At 72.0% G+C, this 20,278-nt stretch carries 21 protein-coding genes; 16 read left to right on the top strand and 5 right to left on the bottom strand.

Features of this window, described 5'->3' with window-relative positions:
- The coding region (locus tag J7F03_RS26050) for a DJ-1/PfpI family protein (RefSeq protein ID WP_214953554.1) at positions 1-245 on the bottom strand (245 nt) is incomplete at its 3' end.
- A gap of 182 nt (positions 246-427) precedes the next feature.
- Here J7F03_RS26050 and J7F03_RS26055 point away from each other — a divergent pair.
- The 4 genes from J7F03_RS26055 to J7F03_RS26070 all read left to right on the top strand — a co-directional run bounded on the left by J7F03_RS26055 (position 428) and on the right by J7F03_RS26070 (position 6,172).
- Positions 428-1,780 carry an aspartate aminotransferase family protein gene (locus J7F03_RS26055; RefSeq protein ID WP_214953556.1) on the top strand — a complete coding sequence of 451 codons (1,353 nt, stop codon included), beginning with the start codon at positions 428-430 and terminating at the stop codon, positions 1,778-1,780.
- A 265-nt stretch (positions 1,781-2,045) separates the two neighbouring features.
- Positions 2,046-2,732, top strand: a complete 687-nt coding sequence (locus tag J7F03_RS26060; RefSeq protein ID WP_214953558.1) for a GntR family transcriptional regulator — start codon at positions 2,046-2,048, stop codon at positions 2,730-2,732.
- Positions 2,729-5,401 (top strand): glycosyltransferase 87 family protein, encoded by a 2,673-nt coding sequence (locus J7F03_RS26065; RefSeq protein WP_214953560.1) that lies wholly within the window; start codon positions 2,729-2,731, stop codon positions 5,399-5,401. The genes J7F03_RS26060 and J7F03_RS26065 overlap by 4 nt, the downstream gene beginning before the upstream one ends.
- Positions 5,402-5,521: 120 nt before the next feature.
- A complete protein-coding gene (locus J7F03_RS26070) occupies positions 5,522-6,172 on the top strand; it encodes a hypothetical protein (protein ID WP_214953563.1) in 651 nt (216 codons plus the stop codon).
- 72 nt (positions 6,173-6,244) lie between these two features.
- Here the strand turns inward: J7F03_RS26070 and J7F03_RS26075 are convergent, their stop codons facing one another.
- Positions 6,245-6,970, bottom strand: coding sequence for an SLATT domain-containing protein (locus J7F03_RS26075; RefSeq protein WP_214953565.1), 726 nt, complete (start codon positions 6,968-6,970; stop codon positions 6,245-6,247).
- Between the two features lie 276 nt (positions 6,971-7,246).
- On the opposite strand from J7F03_RS26075, the gene J7F03_RS26080 reads away from it, so the two are divergent.
- From J7F03_RS26080 to J7F03_RS26090, 3 genes are all read left to right on the top strand, one after another.
- Entirely contained in the window at positions 7,247-7,591 is a 345-nt protein-coding gene (locus J7F03_RS26080; RefSeq protein ID WP_112450812.1) for a YbaB/EbfC family nucleoid-associated protein, read from the top strand.
- A 75-nt stretch (positions 7,592-7,666) separates the two neighbouring features.
- The gene (recR, locus tag J7F03_RS26085) at positions 7,667-8,266 is read left to right on the top strand and encodes a recombination mediator RecR (protein ID WP_214953567.1); all 600 of its coding nucleotides are present in this window, start codon (positions 7,667-7,669) and stop codon (positions 8,264-8,266) included.
- Positions 8,259-8,915, top strand: coding sequence for a DUF5063 domain-containing protein (locus tag J7F03_RS26090; RefSeq protein ID WP_214953569.1), 657 nt, complete (start codon positions 8,259-8,261; stop codon positions 8,913-8,915). The genes recR and J7F03_RS26090 overlap by 8 nt, the downstream gene beginning before the upstream one ends.
- A gap of 20 nt (positions 8,916-8,935) precedes the next feature.
- Here J7F03_RS26090 and J7F03_RS26095 read toward each other — a convergent pair whose 3' ends face one another.
- A complete protein-coding gene (locus tag J7F03_RS26095; protein WP_214953571.1) occupies positions 8,936-9,349 on the bottom strand; it encodes a hypothetical protein in 414 nt (137 codons plus the stop codon).
- A gap of 83 nt (positions 9,350-9,432) precedes the next feature.
- Here J7F03_RS26095 and J7F03_RS26100 point away from each other — a divergent pair, with 83 nt between their 5' ends.
- From J7F03_RS26100 to J7F03_RS26135, 8 genes are all read left to right on the top strand, one after another.
- Positions 9,433-10,248 carry a helix-turn-helix transcriptional regulator gene (locus tag J7F03_RS26100; RefSeq protein ID WP_214953573.1) on the top strand — a complete coding sequence of 272 codons (816 nt, stop codon included), beginning with the start codon at positions 9,433-9,435 and terminating at the stop codon, positions 10,246-10,248.
- Positions 10,245-10,493 (top strand): DUF397 domain-containing protein, encoded by a 249-nt coding sequence (locus J7F03_RS26105; RefSeq protein ID WP_214953575.1) that lies wholly within the window; start codon positions 10,245-10,247, stop codon positions 10,491-10,493. Before J7F03_RS26100 ends, J7F03_RS26105 begins: the two co-directional genes overlap by 4 nt.
- A 221-nt stretch (positions 10,494-10,714) precedes the next feature.
- Positions 10,715-11,752, top strand: coding sequence for a hypothetical protein (locus J7F03_RS26110; RefSeq protein WP_214953577.1), 1,038 nt, complete (start codon positions 10,715-10,717; stop codon positions 11,750-11,752).
- Positions 11,749-12,333 (top strand): Uma2 family endonuclease, encoded by a 585-nt coding sequence (locus tag J7F03_RS26115; protein ID WP_214953579.1) that lies wholly within the window; start codon positions 11,749-11,751, stop codon positions 12,331-12,333. Before J7F03_RS26110 ends, J7F03_RS26115 begins: the two co-directional genes overlap by 4 nt.
- Positions 12,334-12,447: 114 nt before the next feature.
- Positions 12,448-13,722, top strand: a complete 1,275-nt coding sequence (locus J7F03_RS26120; protein WP_214953581.1) for an aspartate kinase — start codon at positions 12,448-12,450, stop codon at positions 13,720-13,722.
- On the top strand, positions 13,719-14,807 hold the full coding sequence (locus tag J7F03_RS26125) for an aspartate-semialdehyde dehydrogenase (protein WP_214953583.1): 1,089 nt from the start codon (positions 13,719-13,721) through the stop codon (positions 14,805-14,807). The genes J7F03_RS26120 and J7F03_RS26125 overlap by 4 nt, the downstream gene beginning before the upstream one ends.
- 209 nt (positions 14,808-15,016) lie before the next feature.
- Complete coding sequence (locus J7F03_RS26130; protein WP_214953619.1) at positions 15,017-15,697, top strand: SigE family RNA polymerase sigma factor; 681 nt, start codon at positions 15,017-15,019, stop codon at positions 15,695-15,697.
- Positions 15,694-17,064, top strand: coding sequence for a hypothetical protein (locus J7F03_RS26135; protein ID WP_214953585.1), 1,371 nt, complete (start codon positions 15,694-15,696; stop codon positions 17,062-17,064). The genes J7F03_RS26130 and J7F03_RS26135 overlap by 4 nt, the downstream gene beginning before the upstream one ends.
- 32 nt (positions 17,065-17,096) lie before the next feature.
- On the opposite strand, the gene J7F03_RS26140 is transcribed toward J7F03_RS26135, so the two are convergent.
- Both J7F03_RS26140 and J7F03_RS26145 read right to left on the bottom strand, forming a co-directional pair.
- Positions 17,097-17,891, bottom strand: coding sequence for an SURF1 family protein (locus tag J7F03_RS26140; RefSeq protein ID WP_214953587.1), 795 nt, complete (start codon positions 17,889-17,891; stop codon positions 17,097-17,099).
- 95 nt (positions 17,892-17,986) lie between these two features.
- Positions 17,987-19,819, bottom strand: a complete 1,833-nt coding sequence (locus J7F03_RS26145) for a prolyl oligopeptidase family serine peptidase (protein ID WP_214953589.1) — start codon at positions 19,817-19,819, stop codon at positions 17,987-17,989.
- Positions 19,820-20,030: 211 nt separating this feature from the next.
- On the opposite strand from J7F03_RS26145, the gene J7F03_RS26150 reads away from it, so the two are divergent.
- A complete protein-coding gene (locus J7F03_RS26150; protein WP_214953591.1) occupies positions 20,031-20,198 on the top strand; it encodes a hypothetical protein in 168 nt (55 codons plus the stop codon).
- Positions 20,199-20,278: the final 80 nt, after the last annotated feature.

Raw genomic sequence — 20,278 nt, forward strand, 5'->3', positions numbered from 1 at the left:
GAGTCCTCGGGGCGCAGGTCGGACAGCGCCAGATCGGGCTGGACGCGCAAGCCGCCCATGGTGGTGACGGGCTCCTTGGCGGCGAGGCCGACCGTGCGGACCTCGTAGCCGCGCTGGGTGAGATGGGCGGTGGTGTGGCCCGTCTCCCAGTCGGCGTAGGTGTCGTAGACGGCCACGTGGACCCGCCCGCCGGTCCCGCCGGATCGCTGGGTTTCCGAATGGATTCCCGACTGGGTTTCGCTCATCGTGCTCACCTCCGGTGCTGTTCCCGTACCTCTTCTGGTCAAGCCCTATGACAGTAGGCTGACATAACGACAGTGTGCTGTCAATAGATCGCACCGCCCCATACAGACTGCCGAGACCCGCCCCCCACCCCCATACAGTCCGCCGATATCGCTCCCCACCTGCGCACTTCTAGCGTGACCGCATGACCCCTCACGTCACCTCGGGCGCCACCGTCAAGGCCGCCGACCGCGCTCACGTCTTCCACTCCTGGTCCGCCCAGGCCCTGATCGACCCGCTCGCCGTGGCCAAAGCCGAGGGGTCGCACTTCTGGGACTACGACGGCAAGCGCTATCTCGACTTCGCCTCCCAGCTGGTCAACACCAACATCGGCCACCAGCACCCCAAGGTCGTCGCCGCCATCCAGGAGCAGGCGGCCACGCTCTGCACCCTGGCCCCCGGTTTCGCCGTCGACGTCCGCTCCGAGGCCGCACGCCTCATCTCCCAGCGGACCCCCGGCGACCTCGACAAGATCTTCTTCACCAACGGCGGCGCCGAGGCCGTCGAGAACGCCGTCCGCATGGCCCGGCTGCACACCGGCCGGCAGAAGGTGCTCTCCACCTACCGCTCGTACCACGGCGCCACCGCCGCCGCGATCAACCTGACCGGCGACCCGCGCCGCTGGCCCTCGGACACGGCCGCCGCGGGCGTCGTGCACTTCTGGGGACCCTTCCTCTACCGCTCGCCCTTCCACGCGACGACCGAGGCCGAGGAGTGCGCGCGCGCCCTCACCCACCTCGCCGACACCATCGCCTTCGAGGGGCCGGCGACGATCGCCGCGATCATCCTGGAGTCCGTCCCCGGCACGGCCGGGATCATGACCCCGCCCCCCGGCTACCTGGCCGGCGTGCGCGAGCTCTGCGACCGCCACGGCATCGTCTTCATCCTGGACGAGGTCATGTCGGGATTCGGCCGGACCGGCAAGTGGTTCGCCGCCGAGCACTGGGACGTCACGCCCGACCTGATCACCTTCGCCAAGGGCGTCAACAGCGGCTACGTCCCGCTCGGCGGCGTCGCGATCTCCGCGGAGATCGCCGAGACCTTCGCCACGCGCCCCTACCCGGGCGGGCTCACCTACTCCGGCCACCCGCTGGCCTGCGCCGCGGCCGTCGCGACGATGACCGCCATGGACGAGGAGGGCATCGTCGAGCACTCCGCCCACCTCGGCGAGAACCTGATCGGCCCGGCCCTCGCCGAGATCGCGGAGCGTCACCCCTCCGTCGGCGAGGTGCGGGGCCTGGGCACCTTCTGGGCGCTCGAACTCGTACGGGACAAGGAGACGCGCGAGCCGCTCGTTCCCTACAACGCCGCGGGCGCGGACAACGCGCCGATGGCCGAATTCGCCGCCGCCTGCAAGACGTCCGGACTGTGGCCGTTCGTCAACATGAACCGGACGCACGTGGTCCCCCCGTGCAACATCACCGAGGCGGACGCCAAGGAGGGCCTGGCCCTGCTGGACGACGCCCTGACCGTCGCCGACCGGCACGTCCGCGCCTGACGTCCGCGCCTGACGCCCGCGCCTGACCGACCCGCATTGCGCAGCGGCCCTGCTCGTGTGACCCGAAAGGGTTCGAGCAGGGCCGCACGCGTGCGTACGGGTTCCCGCACGTCCGTGAGCAGCCCGTTCCGGGCCGGCCCGAGGGGTGAGCGTTCCACCGTCCGGATAACGAGCGCTAAATCCACATAGCGGCCACAGAACGATCAGTTTCAGCCGCGCCGCCTGGCCTAAGGTGTCCGAAGCCCACAGATGGAGACGGACCCCTATGTCAGGCAGCGGCGCTGTCACTCGCAACACACTTCGCCAGCAGATCGCGGACGCGCTGCGTGACGAGGTGCTCGCGGGACGTCTGCCGCCCGGCACGGAGTTCACCGTGAAGCAGATCGCCGAGCAGTACGAAGTCTCGGCGACCCCCGTCCGCGAGGCCCTGGTGGACCTCTCCGGACAGGGCCTGCTCGACTCCGTCCAGCACCGCGGCTTCCGCGTCCGAGTCTTCTCCGTGGATGATTTCCGGGGCATGATCGAGGCTCGTACGCTGATCGTGGAAGGAATCTTCCGCCAGCTCGTGGAACGCGGCACCGCTCCCGGCACAGGTGAGCGGCTGGTCTCGGTGCGCCGTCGGGCGGAGGAGGCGCGGCGGGCGTCGCTGACCGGCTCGCTCGAAGTGCTGATCGGCTACGACTTGCGCTTCTGGAGGGAGCTGAGCGGGCTGGTCGGCAACATCTACATCTCGGAGTTCCTGCACCGGCTCCGCGTGCAGTGCTGGGTCTTCGCGGTCCCCTACCTGAAGGCCGAGCCACACCTGCGCACCGACCTGTGGTCCGGCCACAACGAACTGATCGACGCGGTGACCCGCGCGGACGCCGAGGAGGTACGCCGCCTCGTGCACGCGTACAACCAGCACGGTCTGGACTGGGCCGCGGGCCTCGGGCCGAAGGCGGCCGGCCAGTGAGCCCGGAGAACGGCGCGAGCGCGAGCAGCGCGGCTCCGGCGGACCGGACGGCTCCGGCGGACCGGACGGCTCCGGCGGACCGGACGGCCCAGGCGGACCGGACGGCCCCGGCAGACCCGACGGCCCCGGCCGCGACGCCGTGGCTCGGTGCCGTCGGACTCTCCGTCGTCATCCCCGTCCTCGGCGGGGACGACCGCATCGGCGGGACGCTCGCCACCGCCCCCGGGCGGCTCGACGCCCTGCTCGGCGCCGGGCCCGGCGACTGGGAACTCGTCGTCGTCGGCGACGGCCCCGCCGATGCCGTCCTGGCGGCGGCCGCCGACGAGCCGCGGATCCGGCTGGTGCGCCTCGACTCGCACCCCGACGGGGAACCCGGAAACCACCGCCCCGGCAAGGGAGCCGCGCTGCGTGCCGGAGTGCTCGCGTCCGCCGGCCGGCGGGTGCTGATCACCGACGCCGGCCTCACCACGCCGCTCGACGAGCTGGCCCGTCTGGAGCGCGTCCTGGACCAAGCCGAGGAGCGGGCGCAGGCCCTCGACCCCGGCCCGGACCCGGCCGGTGGCCACACCTCGGTCCACACCTCGGTCCACACGCCGGTCCACACCTCGATCCACACCTCGATCCCCGCCGCGGTCCTCGGCCGGTCCGGGAACCGTCTGGTCCGCGCCATCGGCATCCCGGGCATACCGGGATTCCGCGCCGACACCTGCGGCTTCGCCCTCTTCGACGGCGACCGCGCCCGCGCCGCCTTCGGCGCCTCCACCCTCGACGGCCCCGCCATCGACGCCGAGGTCCTGCGCTGGATCCGCCGCCAGGGCTGGCACGTGGCCGAGGTCCCGCTGCACCGTGCCGCCCGCACCGCGGACAGCACGCGCACCGCAGGCCCCGTACGCCCGGCCCGCACCGGCCGTCCCCGCCGTCCCGCCGGCGAGCGCCGCCTCGCGCTCCGCGAGCTGCCGCGCCTGAACGCCGGCGGCCTCGCCGTCGCCGCCGCCTTCCTCGTGCTCTCCTTCTACGTCTTCCAAGGCCTGTGGGCGGACCTCGACGGCAGCTACCTCGCGGACGCGCTCCAGGACCAGAACCAGTGGGAGTGGTTCGTCGGAGTCACCACCGACAACATCACCCACCTGCGCAATCCGCTCTTCACCTTCGCCCAGGGCATGCCGGACGGCGTGAACCTCATGGCCAACGCCACGATGCTCGGCCTGAACGTCCCGCTCATCCCGGTCACCCTGCTCTTCGGCGCGACCGTCACCTTCGCGCTGGTCCTCACGCTGGGCATGGCCGCCAGCGCCTGGACCTGGTACTGGCTGATCCGCCGCCGGTTCGTGCGCAGCCGCTGGGCCGCCGCCGCGGGCGGGGCGCTCGCCGCTTTCGCGCCGCCGATGGTCTCGCACGCCAACGGCCACCCGAACTTCGTCGTCCTCTTCATGATCCCGCTGATCGTCGACCGGGCGATGCGCCTGTGCGAGGGCCGGAACGTGACGCGTGACGGGGTCCTGCTCGGGCTGTTCGCGACGTACCAGATCTTCATCGGCGAGGAGCCGCTGCTCATCGCCGCGCTCGGCATGGTGGTCTACTGCCTCGCCTGCCTGCTCGTGGACCGCCGCCGCGCCCTCGCGGCCGCGCGGCCGCTGGGAGCCGGCCTGGTCGTCGCCCTCGCCGTCTGCCTGCCGCTGGTGGCCGTCCCGCTGTTCTGGCAGTTCTTCGGCCCGCAGAGCTACCACGCGATCCTGCACGGGGACAACGCCGGGAACAGCCCGCGCGCCCTCATCGAGTACGCCGGGCGCTCGCTCTTCGGCGACCCCGAGACGGCCGCCCGCCTCTCCCTGAACACCACCGAGCAGAACGCCTTCTACGGCTGGCCCCTGCTGGCCTTCGGCGTCGCCGTCTGCGTGTGGCTGTGGCGCAGCAGGACCGTACGGGCCCTCGCGATCACCGGTTTCGTCACGCTGCTGCTGTCGCTGGGCCCGTGGGTGCCCGTACCGCGCACGGAGGTCGTGCTGCCGGGCCCCTGGCGGCTGATGATCGAGCTGCCGCTCTTCGAGTCGGTGATCGAGGGGCGCGTGGCCATGGTCTGCGCCCCCGTCCTCGGCATCCTGCTCGCCCTCGCGCTCGACCGGATCGTGCGGATGCGCACGCGCGAGCTGCGCACGCTCGGCCTGTTCGGGGCGGCGGCCGCGCTGATTCCGGTCCTGCCGCTGCCGCTGACCGTCCGGGACCGTGCGCCGGTTCCCGCCTTCATCACCTCCGGGTCGTGGAAGGACTACGTCAAGGACGGCGAGGCACTCGTTCCGGTACCGCTGCCGGACCCGGGCCAGGCGGACGCGCTGCACTGGCAGGTGGAGGCGGACTTCGGCTTCCGGCTGGCCGGCGGCTACTTCAACGGCCCGTGGGGACCCGACCGGATCGGCATCTACGGGGCCACCCCCAGGCACCTGTCGAACCTCCTGCGCGACGTCCGCTACGGCGCGCAGCCGCCCGAGGTCGACCCGGCCTGGCAGGCCCAGGCCCGCCAGGACCTGGAGTACTGGAAGGCGGGCGTGGTCGTCCTGCCCGTCCAGGAGCGGGACACCGAGCTGCGGGACCTGATCAGCGGGCTGCTGGGCCGGCCGCCGGAGAAGGTGCTGGACGCGTGGGTCTGGAGGGTGGGACCGGCGGCGCCGTAGCCCCCGTGGGAGCCGGTGGCGCGGCGCGGGCTCCGGTGCGAGGTTCTGCTCACCCCTTCGCGGAGCGTGTCCGGCGCACTACGCTGGCCCGATCGGCGAAATCGACTGATCGGAGGCCGAGTGGCCTGTGACCTGTGGCTGGTCCCCCTTGTCGACGTGCTGTGCCACAGCCCCGACAACCCCTTCGCGGAAGAGATCGCCTCGTACGACAAGGTGCTGGGCGAGGCCGGACTGCCGTCCGTGCCGGTGTTCGCGTACATGCCGGGGCTCTCCGGGGACGTCGCCCCGGTGGCCGGTTTCGACTACGACGCCCTGCACTTCCTGCGGCGGGCGTACCTGCTCCAGATCTGCGGGCTGCCGGTGACGCCGGTGGACGAGTTGGGCGGGGACTACGAGCAGCTGCTGGAGATGTTCGAGTCGACGGCCCAGCAGTCGCACCTGGTGTGGCACTACGACCACGCGGGGGCGTACGTCCCCGTGGACTTCGCGGTTCCGCTGGCCAACGAGGAGCTGCTGGCCGGCGGCGGCCCGCTGGGGTCGGCCCAGGGGCTGCTGAGGGAGCTGGCGGTGGTGGCTCCCGCGATCGGGATAGACCCCGGGAATCCGCCGGTGGCGCCCGCCCCGCCGGGGCGGCCGACGTCGCTGGAGGAGCCCGCGGGGCCGATCCCCTACGACGACAGCCCCTTCGCGCGCGAGCGGCACGTGTGGCTGGGTCTGCACGCGGCGGCGACCCGGAGCCTCGGACAGGGCTCGATGATCATCTTCAGCTGAGCCGGACTCGGCCCGGATTCCGCCCGGAGCCGGCTTCCCGGGGCCCAGCCCCGGGAGGCCCGGCCGTGGGTGTCAGCGCGGCTGCTCCGGCGGTCTCTGCCGGGGCATGTTCGGGCGGGTGCCCGGAGGGAGGGGGAAGCGGGCCGGAGGGACGTACGCGTCCGAGCGGGCCCCGCCCGCGCCCAGGGACTGCATCACCAGCGGCGCGGGGCCCGAGCTGAACTCCACCATCCACTCCGCGGTCTCGGAGCGCACCAGCTCCGTGACGTCCTCGGAGAACCGGCGCAGCACGGTGAGACATCGTTCCGCCGCCTCGCTCGCGGTGCCCTCCGTAGGGCCCAGGACCTCCCGTACGTTCTCCGAGGCCCAGTCGAACTGCAGGGTCTGCAGGCGCCGCTGCACGGCCTGCGCCGTCGCGACGTCCCGCATCCAGCCCGAGGTCATGCCGAAGAACCGGTCGCAGGCCAGGCAGGCCGCTCCCAGGAGGAGCGAGAGGTAGCCGTACGAGGCCGCACCGGGCGCCGAGCCGGTCAGCTCCAACAGCGGCATCGCGGCGCCCAGGACCGCGCCCACGGCCGCCCCGGCCCGCAGGACGCGGGCGCCCCGGCGCTTCCAGCCCCGGTCCGCGAGGTACCACTCGGCGGTGCGCAGCGCGTCGGCCTCGACCCGCCGGTAGAGCTCGTCGAGCCGCTCGGCGGGCTCGCCCCAGTCCCCGAGAGGGAACGGCCGGCCGGTAAGGTCGCCGTCCTCTGCGGGATCCCGGGGTGGCCCCTCGGGCTGCATCTCCGGCTGACTCACCCGGCACTCCCTCTGCCTGCGCTGACGTGTGGTGGTGCGCGTGTGCGCAATGGTGCGCATGCTCTTCCTACCTTCGAATGAGGCGCGATGGGCGACGATTCCCGGGATTTCCGCCCGCAAGGAGGGCCCCAGCAGGTACGCGCACGCCTCGTCTCTCACTCGAAAGAGTTGGTCCTCACGGCGTAGGGCGCGGTGCCCGGGGAGCACGTAGGCTCGGATTTGACCGAGCGGTCCGACGCCCGGGCCGACACGACGAAGTTACGGAGTGAGTGACCTGTGATTCCCGGTGGTGGTCAGCCCAACATGCAGCAGCTGCTCCAGCAGGCCCAGAAGATGCAGCAGGACCTCGCCGTGGCCCAGGAAGAGCTGGCGCAGGCCGAGGTCGAGGGCCAGGCCGGCGGCGGACTGGTCAAGGCGACCGTCACCGGTTCCGGTGAACTGCGCGCACTGGTGATCGACCCGAAGGCCGTGGACCCCGAGGACACGGAGACGCTCGCGGACCTGGTCGTCGCGGCGGTCCAGGCGGCCAATGAGAACGCGCAGGCGCTCCAGCAGCAGAAGCTGGGGCCGCTGGCCCAGGGGCTGGGCGGCGGCAGCGGTATCCCCGGCCTCCCGTTCTAGGCATTGCGGCACTAGGCCCGACCGCGAGCCCCGCACCCGCGGGTCCCGCACCCCATATCGAAAGAAGGCAGTCCGTTGTACGAAGGCGTGGTCCAGGACCTGATCGACGAACTGGGCAGGCTGCCCGGCGTCGGGCCCAAGAGCGCGCAGCGGATCGCTTTCCACATCCTGCAGGCCGAGCCCACCGACGTCCGCCGCCTCGCGCACGCGCTGCTCGAGGTCAAGGACAAGGTCCGGTTCTGCGCGGTGTGCGGGAACGTGGCGCAGGAGGAGCGGTGCAACATCTGCCGCGACCCGCGCCGCGACCTGTCGGTCATCTGTGTGGTCGAGGAGTCGAAGGACGTCGTCGCGATCGAGCGGACCCGCGAGTTCCGGGGCCGGTACCACGTCCTCGGCGGCGCGATCAGCCCGATCGAGGGCGTCGGCCCGGACGACCTGCGCATCCGGGAGCTCCTGGCGCGGCTCGCCGACGGCGCGGTCACCGAGCTGATCATCGCGACCGACCCGAACCTGGAGGGCGAGGCGACCGCCACCTACCTCGCCCGCATGATCAAGCCCATGGGCCTGAAGGTCACCCGCCTGGCCAGCGGGCTCCCCGTCGGGGGAGATCTGGAGTACGCGGACGAGGTCACGCTCGGGCGGGCCTTTGAAGGAAGGCGACTTCTCGATGTCTGACGCAACGCTGCACGCCCTGGGGCAGGATCCGGACGACTTCGCCGTCCAGATCTCGGACCAGATCGAGTCCTTCATCGTCGCGGTCACCGAGGTGGCCAAGGGCGAGGACCCGGACAGCGCGGTGCCCTTCCTCCTCCTGGAGGTCTCCCAGCTGCTGCTGGCGGGCGGCCGGCTCGGCGCGTACCAGGACGTCCTGCCCGACGAGCGCTACGAGCCCGACCTGGGCCCGGAGCCGGACGTGGACGACCTGCGCGAGCGGTTCGCGCTGATGCTGGAGCCGGTCGACGTCTACTCCGAGGTCTTCGACCCCTACGAGCCGCGCAAGGCCCCGGTCGCGCACCGGATCTCCGACGACCTGGCCGACGTGGTGGCGGACCTGCGGCACGGGCTCATCCACTACCAGGCGGGCCGGATCACCGAAGCCCTGTGGTGGTGGCAGTTCTCGTACTTCACCAACTGGGGGCCAACCGCCTCCGCCACGCTGCGCGCCCTGCAGTCGCTCGTGGCGCACGTACGGCTGGACCAGCCGCTGCAGGCCCTGGACGGGCTGGACACGGACGAGGACCTGGCCGAGGACGACCTCGCCGAGCAGGCGGGGCAGGTCATGGCCGAGGAGCTCGGCGGTCTCGGCCGCCACAGGCCCGCCTGACGCGGCCGCCCCCGGCCACGTCACGGGGGAGTGGAAACGCCGCCCTCCGGCGCCAGGACGGCGTGCAGGGCCCCCGGGTCCACGAAGGGCGCCACGGCGGACGGCGGCGACTGCCACATCAGCGGCCAGGTGTTGCCGTCCAGGGCCGGTACGCCGATGTAGGCGACGGTCCGCTGCCCGGCCCCGAAGCGCTGCACGCCCAGCGGCCAGGCGTACGCCCGGGAGGTCCCGGGCGGCAGCAGGAAGTACATCCACCGGAAGCCGCTGGCCTCGCACACGATCGGCCCGGCACGCCCGCCGGTCGCCTCGATCAGCCGCGCGGCCACCGCCTCCCCGCGTACGCCCTGGATGCGCACGGCGTCGAAGTGGATGCCGGTGCGGCGCAGGTGGTGGCCGAGGAGGGGGACCCAATCGGGCCGACGTGTCCGGTTCATGCCCGCAGCCTGGCGTGCCGGGTCTACGCTCGACAGTGACCGAGCGGATACAAAGCGTGTCGTAGCTGCCGGAGGTGGCCGCTGTGTCAGTCCCGAACCCCCCTGTACCTGCCTCCTGGCGCTACGCCGGGGACCAGCTCAAACGGTGGCGCATCAAGGCCGGCGTGACCCGCGAGGAACTGGGCACGGCCGCCAAGTACTCCCCGGACACCATCAAGGCGATGGAGCAGGGGGTGCGCATGCCGACACCGCAACTGCTGGACGCGGCAGACGCGTTGTTCCAGGCGGAGGGCCTGTTGAGCGCTGCGGCGGGGTATCTGCGGCGGGAGAAGTTCCCTGCGCGGGCGCAGGACTTCATGCAGCGGGAGAAGGGAGCGCGCAGTCTGTGGTCGTACGAAGTCACGCTCATCCCTGGGTTGTTGCAGACCGAGGATTATGCGCGGGCCTTGATGGCGAACCACTGGCCTCCCGTGGACGACGAGACGGTGGAACAGCGGGTCGCGGCCCGCCTGGAGCGGCAGGCGATCCTCACCGGGAAGCCCACGGTGGCCTTCAGCTTCGTCATCTTCGAGGCCGCTCTGCGCTGCCCGCTGGGTGGTCGCGACGTGCACCGCGAACAGCTTGTCAGCCTTATGTGGGCTGCCAAGTTGCGCAACGTCTCCCTCCAGGTGCTGCCCTTCGTCCGGGTCATGCCAGCGGCCACGATAGGACCCATGGTCCTGATGGAGTCCCACGAACACGAGTACTCCGCCTATTCGACTGGGCAGTCGCTGAGCCAGCTGACCTCCGATCCGGACATCGTGAGTACCCATACGGAGCGCCTTGGGATGATCCGTGCGACGGCCCTCGACCACAGGGGGTCGGTCGCCTTCATCAAACGGATGGTGGATGAGCTATGAGCCGCGCACTGCGATGGTCCAAGTCGAGCTACAGCGACTCGGAGGGTGACGCCTGCGTCGAAGTCGCCCTCGGTTGGCACAAGTCGAGCTACAGCGACTCCGAGGGCGACAACTGCGTCGAGGTCGCCGCCTGTCCCGCCGCCGTCCATGTCCGGGACTCCAAGGTCGCCGCCGGGCCGGAACTGACGTTCGGGGCTACCCCCTGGGCGGTGTTCCTCGCGTCTGGGGTGAGCTCCGAGCACTGAGCTCCGAGCCCCGAGCTCCTTTTGGTTATGCGGTTGGGTGGTTGGGTTAAAAACCAACCACCCAACCCAATGTCCGTTCACGACAACCGAGATGACTATTTGTGACCGGCTTGACACGTGGCGTGGTGAAGGGTCTAGCGTCCGTCACATAGAACGACCCCGACAGGTGCTGGAACACCGTGCCGGGGTCTGACCTTCAAGATCGGATCAGAGGCGATCTCGTGGCTGCTGTCGACTTTAGCCCTGTCATGTCCGCCGTCGCCCACCCGATGGCCAACCCCGGCTTCGGAAAGCGCGAGGCGCCCGGCCAACTGGCCCGCACGGCCGATGATTTCGGACACCTGAGCAAGCGTGACGCCGCGCTCGCCGTGTTTATCGACCGGTTGCCCGAGGGCGCCGCGATGGACCACAAGACGCTGGCCGCGCACCTCTCGGGGATGGGGCAGGCCGGTGCGCGGGGCGCGTTGGACCACCTCACAGCAGCCGGGCACCTGCGCAGGCTGAAAGAGCGGGTGGTCCGCGAGGGCAGCTCGCGCTGGGTGACGCGTACGTACTTCTCCCGGACCGCCCGGGACGACGCCTGGTGGCGGGCCTACTGCCGCTCCGTCGGTGCCCGGCTGGTGCCGGTGCCGGGGGTGGCGCCCGTGGAGCCGTCGGCGGGCGGTGAGGCCGCCGAGGCCGTCGACCCCGCTGCGGTCGCCGGGGCCGCCCAGGTCCTGCCGGTCGAGCGGACCACCGCCTACCGGGTCCTCGCCAAGCTCAAGGACACCGACCCCGCCGCGGTGCTGTCCGCCGCCGAGTGCGCCTCGCTGGCTCCGCTGGCCACGGCGTGGCTGGAGAGCGGGGTCGACGTGTGCCAGCTCACGTACGCCCTGACGAACGGGCTGCCCAAGCCGCTGCGCCATCCCGCAGCGCTCATCCGCAAGCGACTGGAGGAAAAGATGCCCCCGAAGCGCAGTATCGAGCCCGAGCCCGAGACGGTCGAGCAGGCCATGCTGATGTGCATGTACTGCGACGACACCGAGCAGACCGTCGAGATCGTCAACGGGGTCTGCCCGGACTGTGTGGTGGACGACAGTGAGATCGACTACACGGAGTTCGACGCGTGGCTCGAGACGCTGAACTTCGCAGAGGCCCCGGAGGCTCCCCCCGCCACCCCGCAGTCGGCCCCCCGCCCCGCCCCCGGGCCCGAGGAGGTCCAGGTCCTCGCCGACACCCTCCGCGAGGCCGCTGGCCTGCCCCCGAAGAGGCGCGGATGAGCGTGCAGCAGCCCACTGGCGCCCAGGCCCAGATGTCCACCGAGGAATTCGAAGAACTCGCCCGCAACGCGCCCGAGCTGGTGCGGCTGGAGTTCATCCAGGGAAGGGTGCAGGTCAAGCAGGCGCCGGACGGAAATCACCAGACGATCGTCATGTGGCTGCTGAAGCACTGCATGCAGCACCGGCCGGACCTGTCGCTCTATCCGGAGCATGGGCTGATGGTCGAGTCGTACCGCAAGGGTCGAGCGCGCCCCGATGCCGTTCTGGCGGCTTGCGGGTACCTCGGCGGGCGGGGCGAGTGGGCCGAACCGGACGGGGTCCTCATGGCCGTCGAGGTCACCTCGCACGATCGGGACACCAATGCGCGGGACCGGACGGAGAAGCCCGACGGATACGCGCAGGCGGGGATTCCCGTGTACCTGCTCATCGACCGGGAGAACCAATCGGTCGTCGTTCACGCGGAACCCGAAGGCGGGCGGTACCGCGCGATCACGACCCGGCCCTTCGGGGCCGTGATCGACTTGCCCGAGCCGGTCAAGGTCACGCTGGAGACCGAGAAGCTCAAGGAGTACGCCAACTGACCGTGATCATGAGATGAACGGAACGTCTCATGATGTGGTACGTCGCGGTCGGATGCCGGGCGCTCGCTAGACTGCGTCACTGACCGCAGTAACGGAAATGAGCGAGGAGCGCACGTGGGCCTTGTCGTGCAGAAGTACGGAGGCTCCTCCGTAGCCGATGCCGAGGGCATCAAGCGTGTCGCCAAGCGGATCGTGGACGCCAAGAAGAACGGCCACCAGGTGGTCGTCGTGGTTTCCGCGATGGGCGACACGACGGACGAGCTGATCGATCTCGCCGAGCAGGTGTCCCCGATGCCTGCCGGACGCGAATTCGACATGCTGCTGACCGCCGGGGAGCGGATCTCCATGGCCCTGCTGGCCATGGCGATCAGAAGCCTGGGCCACGAGGCCCAGTCGTTCACCGGTAGCCAGGCAGGCGTCATCACCGACTCGGTCCACAACAAAGCGCGCATCATCGATGTCACGCCGGGCCGTATCCGCACCGCGCTGAACGAGGGCAACATCGCCATCGTCGCGGGCTTCCAGGGCGTGTCGGCGGACAGCAAGGACATCACCACCCTCGGCCGAGGCGGCTCGGACACGACCGCCGTCGCGCTGGCCGCCGCGCTGGACGCCGAGGTCTGCGAGATCTACACCGACGTCGACGGCGTCTTCACCGCGGACCCCCGCGTCGTGAAGAAGGCCAAGAAGATCGAATGGATCTCCTCCGAGGACATGCTGGAGCTCGCGGCCTCCGGTTCCAAGGTGCTGCTGCACCGCTGCGTCGAGTACGCGCGCCGCTACGACATCCCGATCCACGTCCGCTCGTCCTTCTCGGGACTGCCGGGCACCTGGGTCAGCAACGAGAATCCGCAAGGAGACGAGCCGGTGGAGCACGCCATCATCTCCGGAGTCGCCCACGACGTCTCCGAAGCCAAGATCACGGTCGTCGGCGTCCCGGACAAGCCGGGCGAGGCCGCGGCGATCTTCCGCGCCATCGCGGACGCCGAGATCAACATCGACATGATCGTGCAGAACGTGTCCGCCGCCTCCACGGGCCTGACGGACATCTCCTTCACCCTCCCCAAGGCCGAGGGCCACAAGGCCATCGACGCCCTGGAGAAGGCGAAGGCCACGATCGGCTTCGACTCCCTGCGCTACGACGACCAGATCGGCAAGATCTCCCTGGTCGGCGCCGGCATGAAGACGAACCCGGGCGTCACCGCCTCGTTCTTCCAGGCGCTGTCCGACGCGGGCGTCAACATCGAGCTGATCTCCACCTCCGAGATCCGCATCTCGGTCGTCACCCGCCAGGACGACGTCAACGAGGCCGTCCGCGCCGTGCACACGGCCTTCGGCCTCGACTCCGACAGCGACGAAGCCGTCGTCTACGGAGGCACCGGACGATGACCGTCACCCGGTCGGCCTCGGCACCGGCACTCGCCGTGGTCGGGGCGACCGGAGCGGTCGGCTCCGTCCTGCTCCAGATCCTGTCCCAGCGGGCGGACGTCTGGGGCGACATACGCCTGATCGCCTCGTCGCGCTCGGCCGGCCGACGGCTGACCGTGCGCGCCGAGGAGACCGAGGTGCTCGCCCTCACCGAGGACGCCTTCGACGGCCTCGGGCCGGGCGACATCGCACTCTTCCTGACCCCCGCCGAGGTCTCGGCCCGGTGGGCTCCCGTCGTCACCGCGCGCGGCGCCGTCGTCGTCGACCAGTCCGCGGCCTTCCGCGAGGACCCCGAGGTGCCGCTCGTGGTGCCGGAGGTGAACGGGCACGCGGCCCGGATCCGCCCGCGCGGGATCGTCGCCGGACCCGACTGCGTGACCGCCGCGATGATCGCGGCGCTGGGCGCGCTGCACGCCGAGTACGCGCTGGCCGAGCTGGCCGTCTCCTCGTACCAGGCCGCGAGCGCGGCCGGACGGGCCGGCTCCGAGGCGCTGCGCCGCCAGCTGTCCCAGGTCGCCGGAACCTCCCTGGGGGAGCTCCCCGGGGACGTACGCCGTGCCGTGGGCGAGGACGCGGGCCCCTTCGCGGCTCCGCTCGCGCTCAACGTCGTGCCGTGGTCCGGTGAGCTCCGCGAGGACGGCTGGTCCTCGCACGAGCTGGCCGTACGGGCGCAGACGCGCCGGATCCTGGACCTGGCGGAGCTGCCGGTCTCGGTGACCTGCGTACAGGTGCCCGTGCTCACCGGGCACTCACTGACCGTACGGGCCCGCTTCGAGGCCGCCGTCGACGCCGTGCACGCCCGGGAGATCCTGGACGCGGCGCCCGGTGTGGTCCTCGTGGACGACCCGGCGGCGGGCGAGTTCCCGACTCCTTCGGACGCCGCGGGGACGGATCCGGCCTGGGTGGGACGGGTGCGGGGCTCCCTCGACGACCCGGCCTCCCTGGAGTTCTTCGTCTGCGCGGACAACCTGCGCCAGGGCGCGGCGTTGAACGCCACACAGACCGCGGAGCTCGTCGCGGGTGAGTTTGGGTATTTCACTTTGTAGGATCATCGGTGATCCCTTGATCAAGGTGATGGCCCGCCGGCCGCCGTCGTACGACGGGAACGGCGGGGAGAGCGGCTACGCATGAGGGCAATGGGAACCACGCCGATGAGTCTGCCTCGCGCGTACAACCCTGACGGGGGGACGCGTGTCCAACTGGCGTGGCTGAAGCATTGTTGGACTTCCCCGTCATATCGGTGCGCACCGGGACGATCCCGTCGCGCCTGCGCTCCCGCGCGCCCGGCGGTCTCCCGGTGATCGTTCCCGTCCCGTCGGCCACGACGACTCCCGCGGCTCCCGCCCTGCCCACGGTCATACCGAACCTGAGCGGCCGCGTGCCCGGGCCCCGCGACAGCGCGGAGGCCTCCGGGAGCACAGAGACGGCCGAAGTGGTGGCGGGGACCACCGTCGACCACCTCACCGAGACCTACCAGGCCCACTACCGCTCGCTCCTCGGTCTCGCCGCGCTCCTCCTCGACGACACCGCCTCCTGCGAAGACGTGGTCCAGGAGGCTTTCATCCGCGTCCACTCGGCCCGGAGCCGGGTCCGCGACCGGGACAAGACCCTGGCCTACCTGCGCCAGACCGTCGTCAACCTCTCGCGCTCCGCCCTGCGCCGCCGCATCCTCGGCCTCAAGCTGCTGTCGAAGCCGATGCCGGACATGGCGAGCGCCGAGGAAGGCGCCTACGACCTGCTGGAACGGGACGATCTCATCAAGTCGATGCGCGGTCTGCAGCGCCGCCAGCGCGAGGTGCTGGTGCTGCGCTACTTCGCGGACATGACGGAAGTCCAGGTCGCCGAGACGCTCGGCATATCGCTCGGTTCGGTCAAGGCGTACGGATCGCGGGGCATTGCCGCGCTGCGTGTGGCGATGGAGGCGGCGCAGTCATGAACGAGGACCGCAAGGTGAGCGAGGAAAAGGCACTGCGGAGCCTGCGGGGCGGAGCCTCCGGCGAGGACCGCGGCCTGCACGGGCTGACGCGCGGATCCGCCGGCGAGGGCCAGGCGGCGCTGCGGGAGCTGATGCGCGGAGCGGCGGGCGCCGGCCTGAACCCCGCCGGTAGGGAGGCCGCCGGTGCGGAAGCCGCCGGCGCGAAGCCCGTCGGCGCGCAGTCCGTGGGCCGCGAGCCCGGCGGTGAGGAGCAGGCGCTCCGGGACCTGATGCGCGGCGCCGTCCTGGGACTCGAACCCTCCGGCGACGCGCTGGAGCGGCTGCGGCACGCCGTCCCCCTGCGCCGGACCCGCAAGCGGCAGGCGCTCGTCGCCGCCGCGGCGGCCGCGCTGCTGGTGGGCACCGGGATCCCGGCCGCCCTGCGGATGACCGGGGCGCAGGGCGACTCCACCGACCACTCCGCCATGGCGGGCCACGGCCAGCAGGGCGGGAACAAGGACAACGGGGTCTCCGACCCGCACCAGAACGGCAACGGCGCCGCCCCGAAGCCCACCAGGCCCACCCCCGGTCCGGGGCAGGGCGCGGGCGGTGCCACCGGCGCGGCGCCGACCCCGTCCACCGGCGGCCTGCCTCCGGTCGTGCCGAACACCAACCCGACGGGCGCCACCGGCGTCCTGCCCGGCGGCTCCGCCGCGGCCGGCACCGTCCTGCTGCCCCCGCCGGCGGCTCCGGGCGTGCCCGGCTGCAGCGCGGAGCAGCTCGGGGTGGCGGGCAGCGCCCGGCCCCGGGAGGCCGACGGCAAGGTCTACGGCAGCTTCAAGGTCACCAACGTCTCGGGGCGGGGCTGTACCGTCCTCGGCCCGGACACGGTCACCGCCGCCCCGGCGAGCGGCCCCGCGCCCGGCCAGGGCGGGTCCGGGGTGGCCGTCGTCGGCCACACCGCGGGCGACCCGGCGACCGGACTGCCCGACCCGTCGGCCGAGGTCCCGCTGATGATGCTCGCGCCGAACGCCGCGTACGAGGTCCGCTTCGCGTGGGTGCCGCCGGTGCAGGCCTGTACGGCCGCGGGAGCCACCGAGGGCTCCAAGCCCCCGGAGGGCGGCTCCACGGACCCCGGGCAGGGTTCCTACGCGGACACGGGCACGGGCACGGGCTCGGGCACGGGCACGGGCTCGGGCTCGCAGACGGGCGAGACGGATCAGCAGACGGCTCCCCCGGCGCCGAGCACCACGGGCGTGGCGGTGTCCCACACGCCGAACACGCCGCTGTCGGTCGCCCCGACGACACAGACGACCATCCCCGACGCGTGCGGCGGGACGGTCTACCGGACGGGTGCGATCCCGCTGGCGGAGTCGCCGAAGCCGTAAGGGGACGACGGCTCGCCTCAGGTCCGGCCGGCTCAGGCCGAGCCGGCCGGGGCGGCGGCCGTGGCCGTCTCCGGCTCCGGCAGGAGGCCCGCCTCCTCGTCGCGCAGGGTCTCCACCTCGCGCCGGTAGAGCCGGAACCACATGAACAGCACGAACGCGGCGAAGACGAACCACTCGCCGGTGTAGCCGAGGTTCTGGAAGGCCTTGAGGTCGAGCCCGGTGTTGACCGGAGCCTGCGCCGGGACCGGGGTCATCCCGTCGGCCGGGGTCTGCACGGTCAGCCAGGCGTCGTACAGGCCGTACGGCACGATGTTGACGAGCGAGGCCGCTCCGATGACGCCGAGCTGCCCGGCCGGCAGGCCGCCCGAGGAGTAGACGCCCTTGCCGCTGGAGCTCTCCGATGCCTGCAGCGCGCCCGTCACCTCGACCCGCCCGGTCGGTGCGGCCGGAGCCCGGCCCGCGTCCGCGCCACCCGGCAGCCAGCCCCGGACCACGGGGACGGCCTTGCCGGTGTCGGTCTTGAGCAGGGTCAGGACGTAGAAACCGGTCTTCCCGTCGAGTCGCCGCTCCGGGACGAGCAGCTGGTCGGCGTACTCCCCGGAGACGGAGGCGAGCCGTCCGGAGGTCTCCTTGTCCACCGGGAGCAGCGAGTCCAGCGGCGCGGCCGCCTGGTCGGCGGGGCGCGCGGCGGAGGCCTCCTTGTGGCTGTCGACGCGGTCCTCGAACCGACCGAGCTGCCAGGTCCCCATGAACAGGCAGAAGGGAACGCCGAGCGCGACGAAGACGTTGATCCCCCACCAGCGCGGGGTCAGGAGAAACCGGTGCACCCCACCACCGTACGGGGGGTGCACCGCTTCCCGGCCGCCGGGGCGGCCGGGACGGCTCCGCGGCAGGTGCGGCTACGCGTGCGGGCGCCGGTGCCTCATGCCCGCGGCGGCAGGTGCTTCAGCGCGAAGTCCAGTTCCATCCGGACCTGCTTGATCCGCTCCTCCACGACGAGCGAGCCGTGCCCGGCGTCGTACCGGTACACCTCGTGCTCCGCCCCGCGCGCCGCCAGCCGGTCCACGTAGTTCTCGATCTGCCGGATCGGGCAGCGCGGGTCGTTGACGCCCGCCGCGATGTGGACCGGCGCCTTCACCGCGTCCACGTACGTCAGCGGCGAGGAGGCCTCGAAGCGGTCCGGGACCTCCTCCGGCGTACCGCCGAAGAGCGTGCGGTCCAGGGACTTCAGCGCCTCCATCTCGTCGTGGTACGCCGTCACGTAGTCGGCGACCGGTACGGCGGCCAGGCCCACGGCCCATGCGTCCGGCTGCGTGCCGAGGCCCAGCAGCGTCAGGTAGCCGCCCCAGGAGCCGCCCGACAGGACCAGGCGCGCCGGGTCGGAGAGGCCGCAGGCCACCGCCCACTCGCGCACGGCGTCGATGTCCTCCAGCTCGATCAGGCCGACCCGGTGCTTGAGGGCGTCGGTCCACTCGCGGCCGTAGCCGGTGGAGCCGCGGTAGTTGACCCGTACGACCGCGAAACCGTGGTCGAGCCAGGCCGCGGGGGTCGCCGCGAAGGCGTCGCTGTCGTGCCAGGTGGGCCCGCCGTGGATCTCGAAGACCGTCGGGAAGGGGCCGTCGCCGTGGCCCGCCGGGCGCTGCGCGAGGGCGTGGATCCGCCCGCCGGGGCCCTCGACCCACACGTCCTCGACCGGCACGGAGCCCGGCGGCCGGAAACCGGGAGGGTCGAGGACGACCCCGCCCGCCGTGGACCGCACGGCCGAGGGCTCGGCCGCCGAGGACCACTGGTACTCCACCGACCCGTCGGGCCGTGCCGTCGCGCCCGACACCGTCCCCGGCGGCGTGTCCAGCCGCAGCAGCTCCCGCGCGGCCAGGTCGTAGCGCAGCAGCTCGCTGCGGGCCTCGTGGCTGTGCTCGATCAGCAGCGCGGACCCGTCCGGGTACCACTCGGCGCCGACGTCGCCCGGCAGCTCGATGTCCAGCTCCTCTTCGGTGCCCGCGGCCACGTCCCACACCATCGGCTCCCAGCGGCCGCGCCGCTGGTGGCCGATCAACAGCCGGGTGTCGCCCGCGACGGGAGCGAAACCGAGGACCGTGAGGCCGAGCTCCAGCGTCCCGCCCTTGGAGTCGTCCAGCTCGGCGACGGTCTCCCCGTCGAGCGTGATCACGCGCAGCGAGGAGTGCATCGCGTCGCCGTGCTCGGTGTGCTCGACGGCCAGCAGGGTCCCGTCGCGGGACAGGTCGCCGACCCCGGCCGACTCGCGGTGCCGGTAGACGACGGACGGCGCCGAGCCGTCGGCCCGTACGACGTGGATCGTGCTCCCGTCCTCGTCGGTGGAGCGCCCGACGACGGTCGTCCCGTCGCGCCCGATGGCCAGACCGGCGGGGTACGAGGGCTCCAGCCCGGGGGTGGCCGGCTCGTCGGGGCCGCCGGCGAAGGGCTGGCGGACCCAGGTGCCGAACTCGTCGCCGTCGGTGTCGGAGAACCACCAGATCCACTCTCCGTCGGGGGAGAGGGTGCCGTCGGTCGTCCCGTTGGGCCGGTCGGTGGCCTGCCGCTGCGTGCCGGTGGCGCGGTCCCAGGCGTACAGCTCGTAGGTACCGGTCGCGTTGGAGACGAAGAGCGAGCGGTCGGGCGCGTCCTCGGCCCAGTCGGGCAGCCCCACCCGCGGGGCCCGGAAACGCTTCTCCCAGTCGGGCATGGCGGCGAGTGCGTCGGCGTTGGCGGTGGCATCGGCGGTGGCGTCAGTCATGCCTCCATCCTCCCCGGACGCGGGGCCGGGTGGGAATGCGATCCCCGGCCCGGAGGCGCGAAGGGCACCGGCCGGTGGTCGGCAGGCTCAAAACCGTCAGTGCGGGGAGGAGCCACGTAACCCGATCGCCCGAGATGCCGACTGGGCCGAACGGGCGCAAGGTGGTCTGCGTACGAAGTTCCGTCCCGTTCCCGTCGGAGGAGCAGAGGTCATGGCGAAGAAGGCGCGTACCGGTCAGCACGGCCACCAGGATTCCGAGCGTGCGATGGCGAAGAACACGGCGGCCGAGGCGCGCGCCAAGGCCGCCGTCAGAGACGTGCAGTCGCTCTCCGCGAAGACGCGGGGCATGCAGCAGAAGGCGCAGGCCAAGCGCGGCTGACGAGCGGCCGGCGAGCGGCTGACGAGCGGGCGGCGAGCGGGCGGCTCACGAGTGGGCGGCGCGCGGGCCGGTGCCGTGCG

Origin of the sequence: Streptomyces sp. ISL-43 (assembly GCF_018614195.1) — a bacterium.
Classification (GTDB): domain Bacteria; phylum Actinomycetota; class Actinomycetes; order Streptomycetales; family Streptomycetaceae; genus Streptomyces.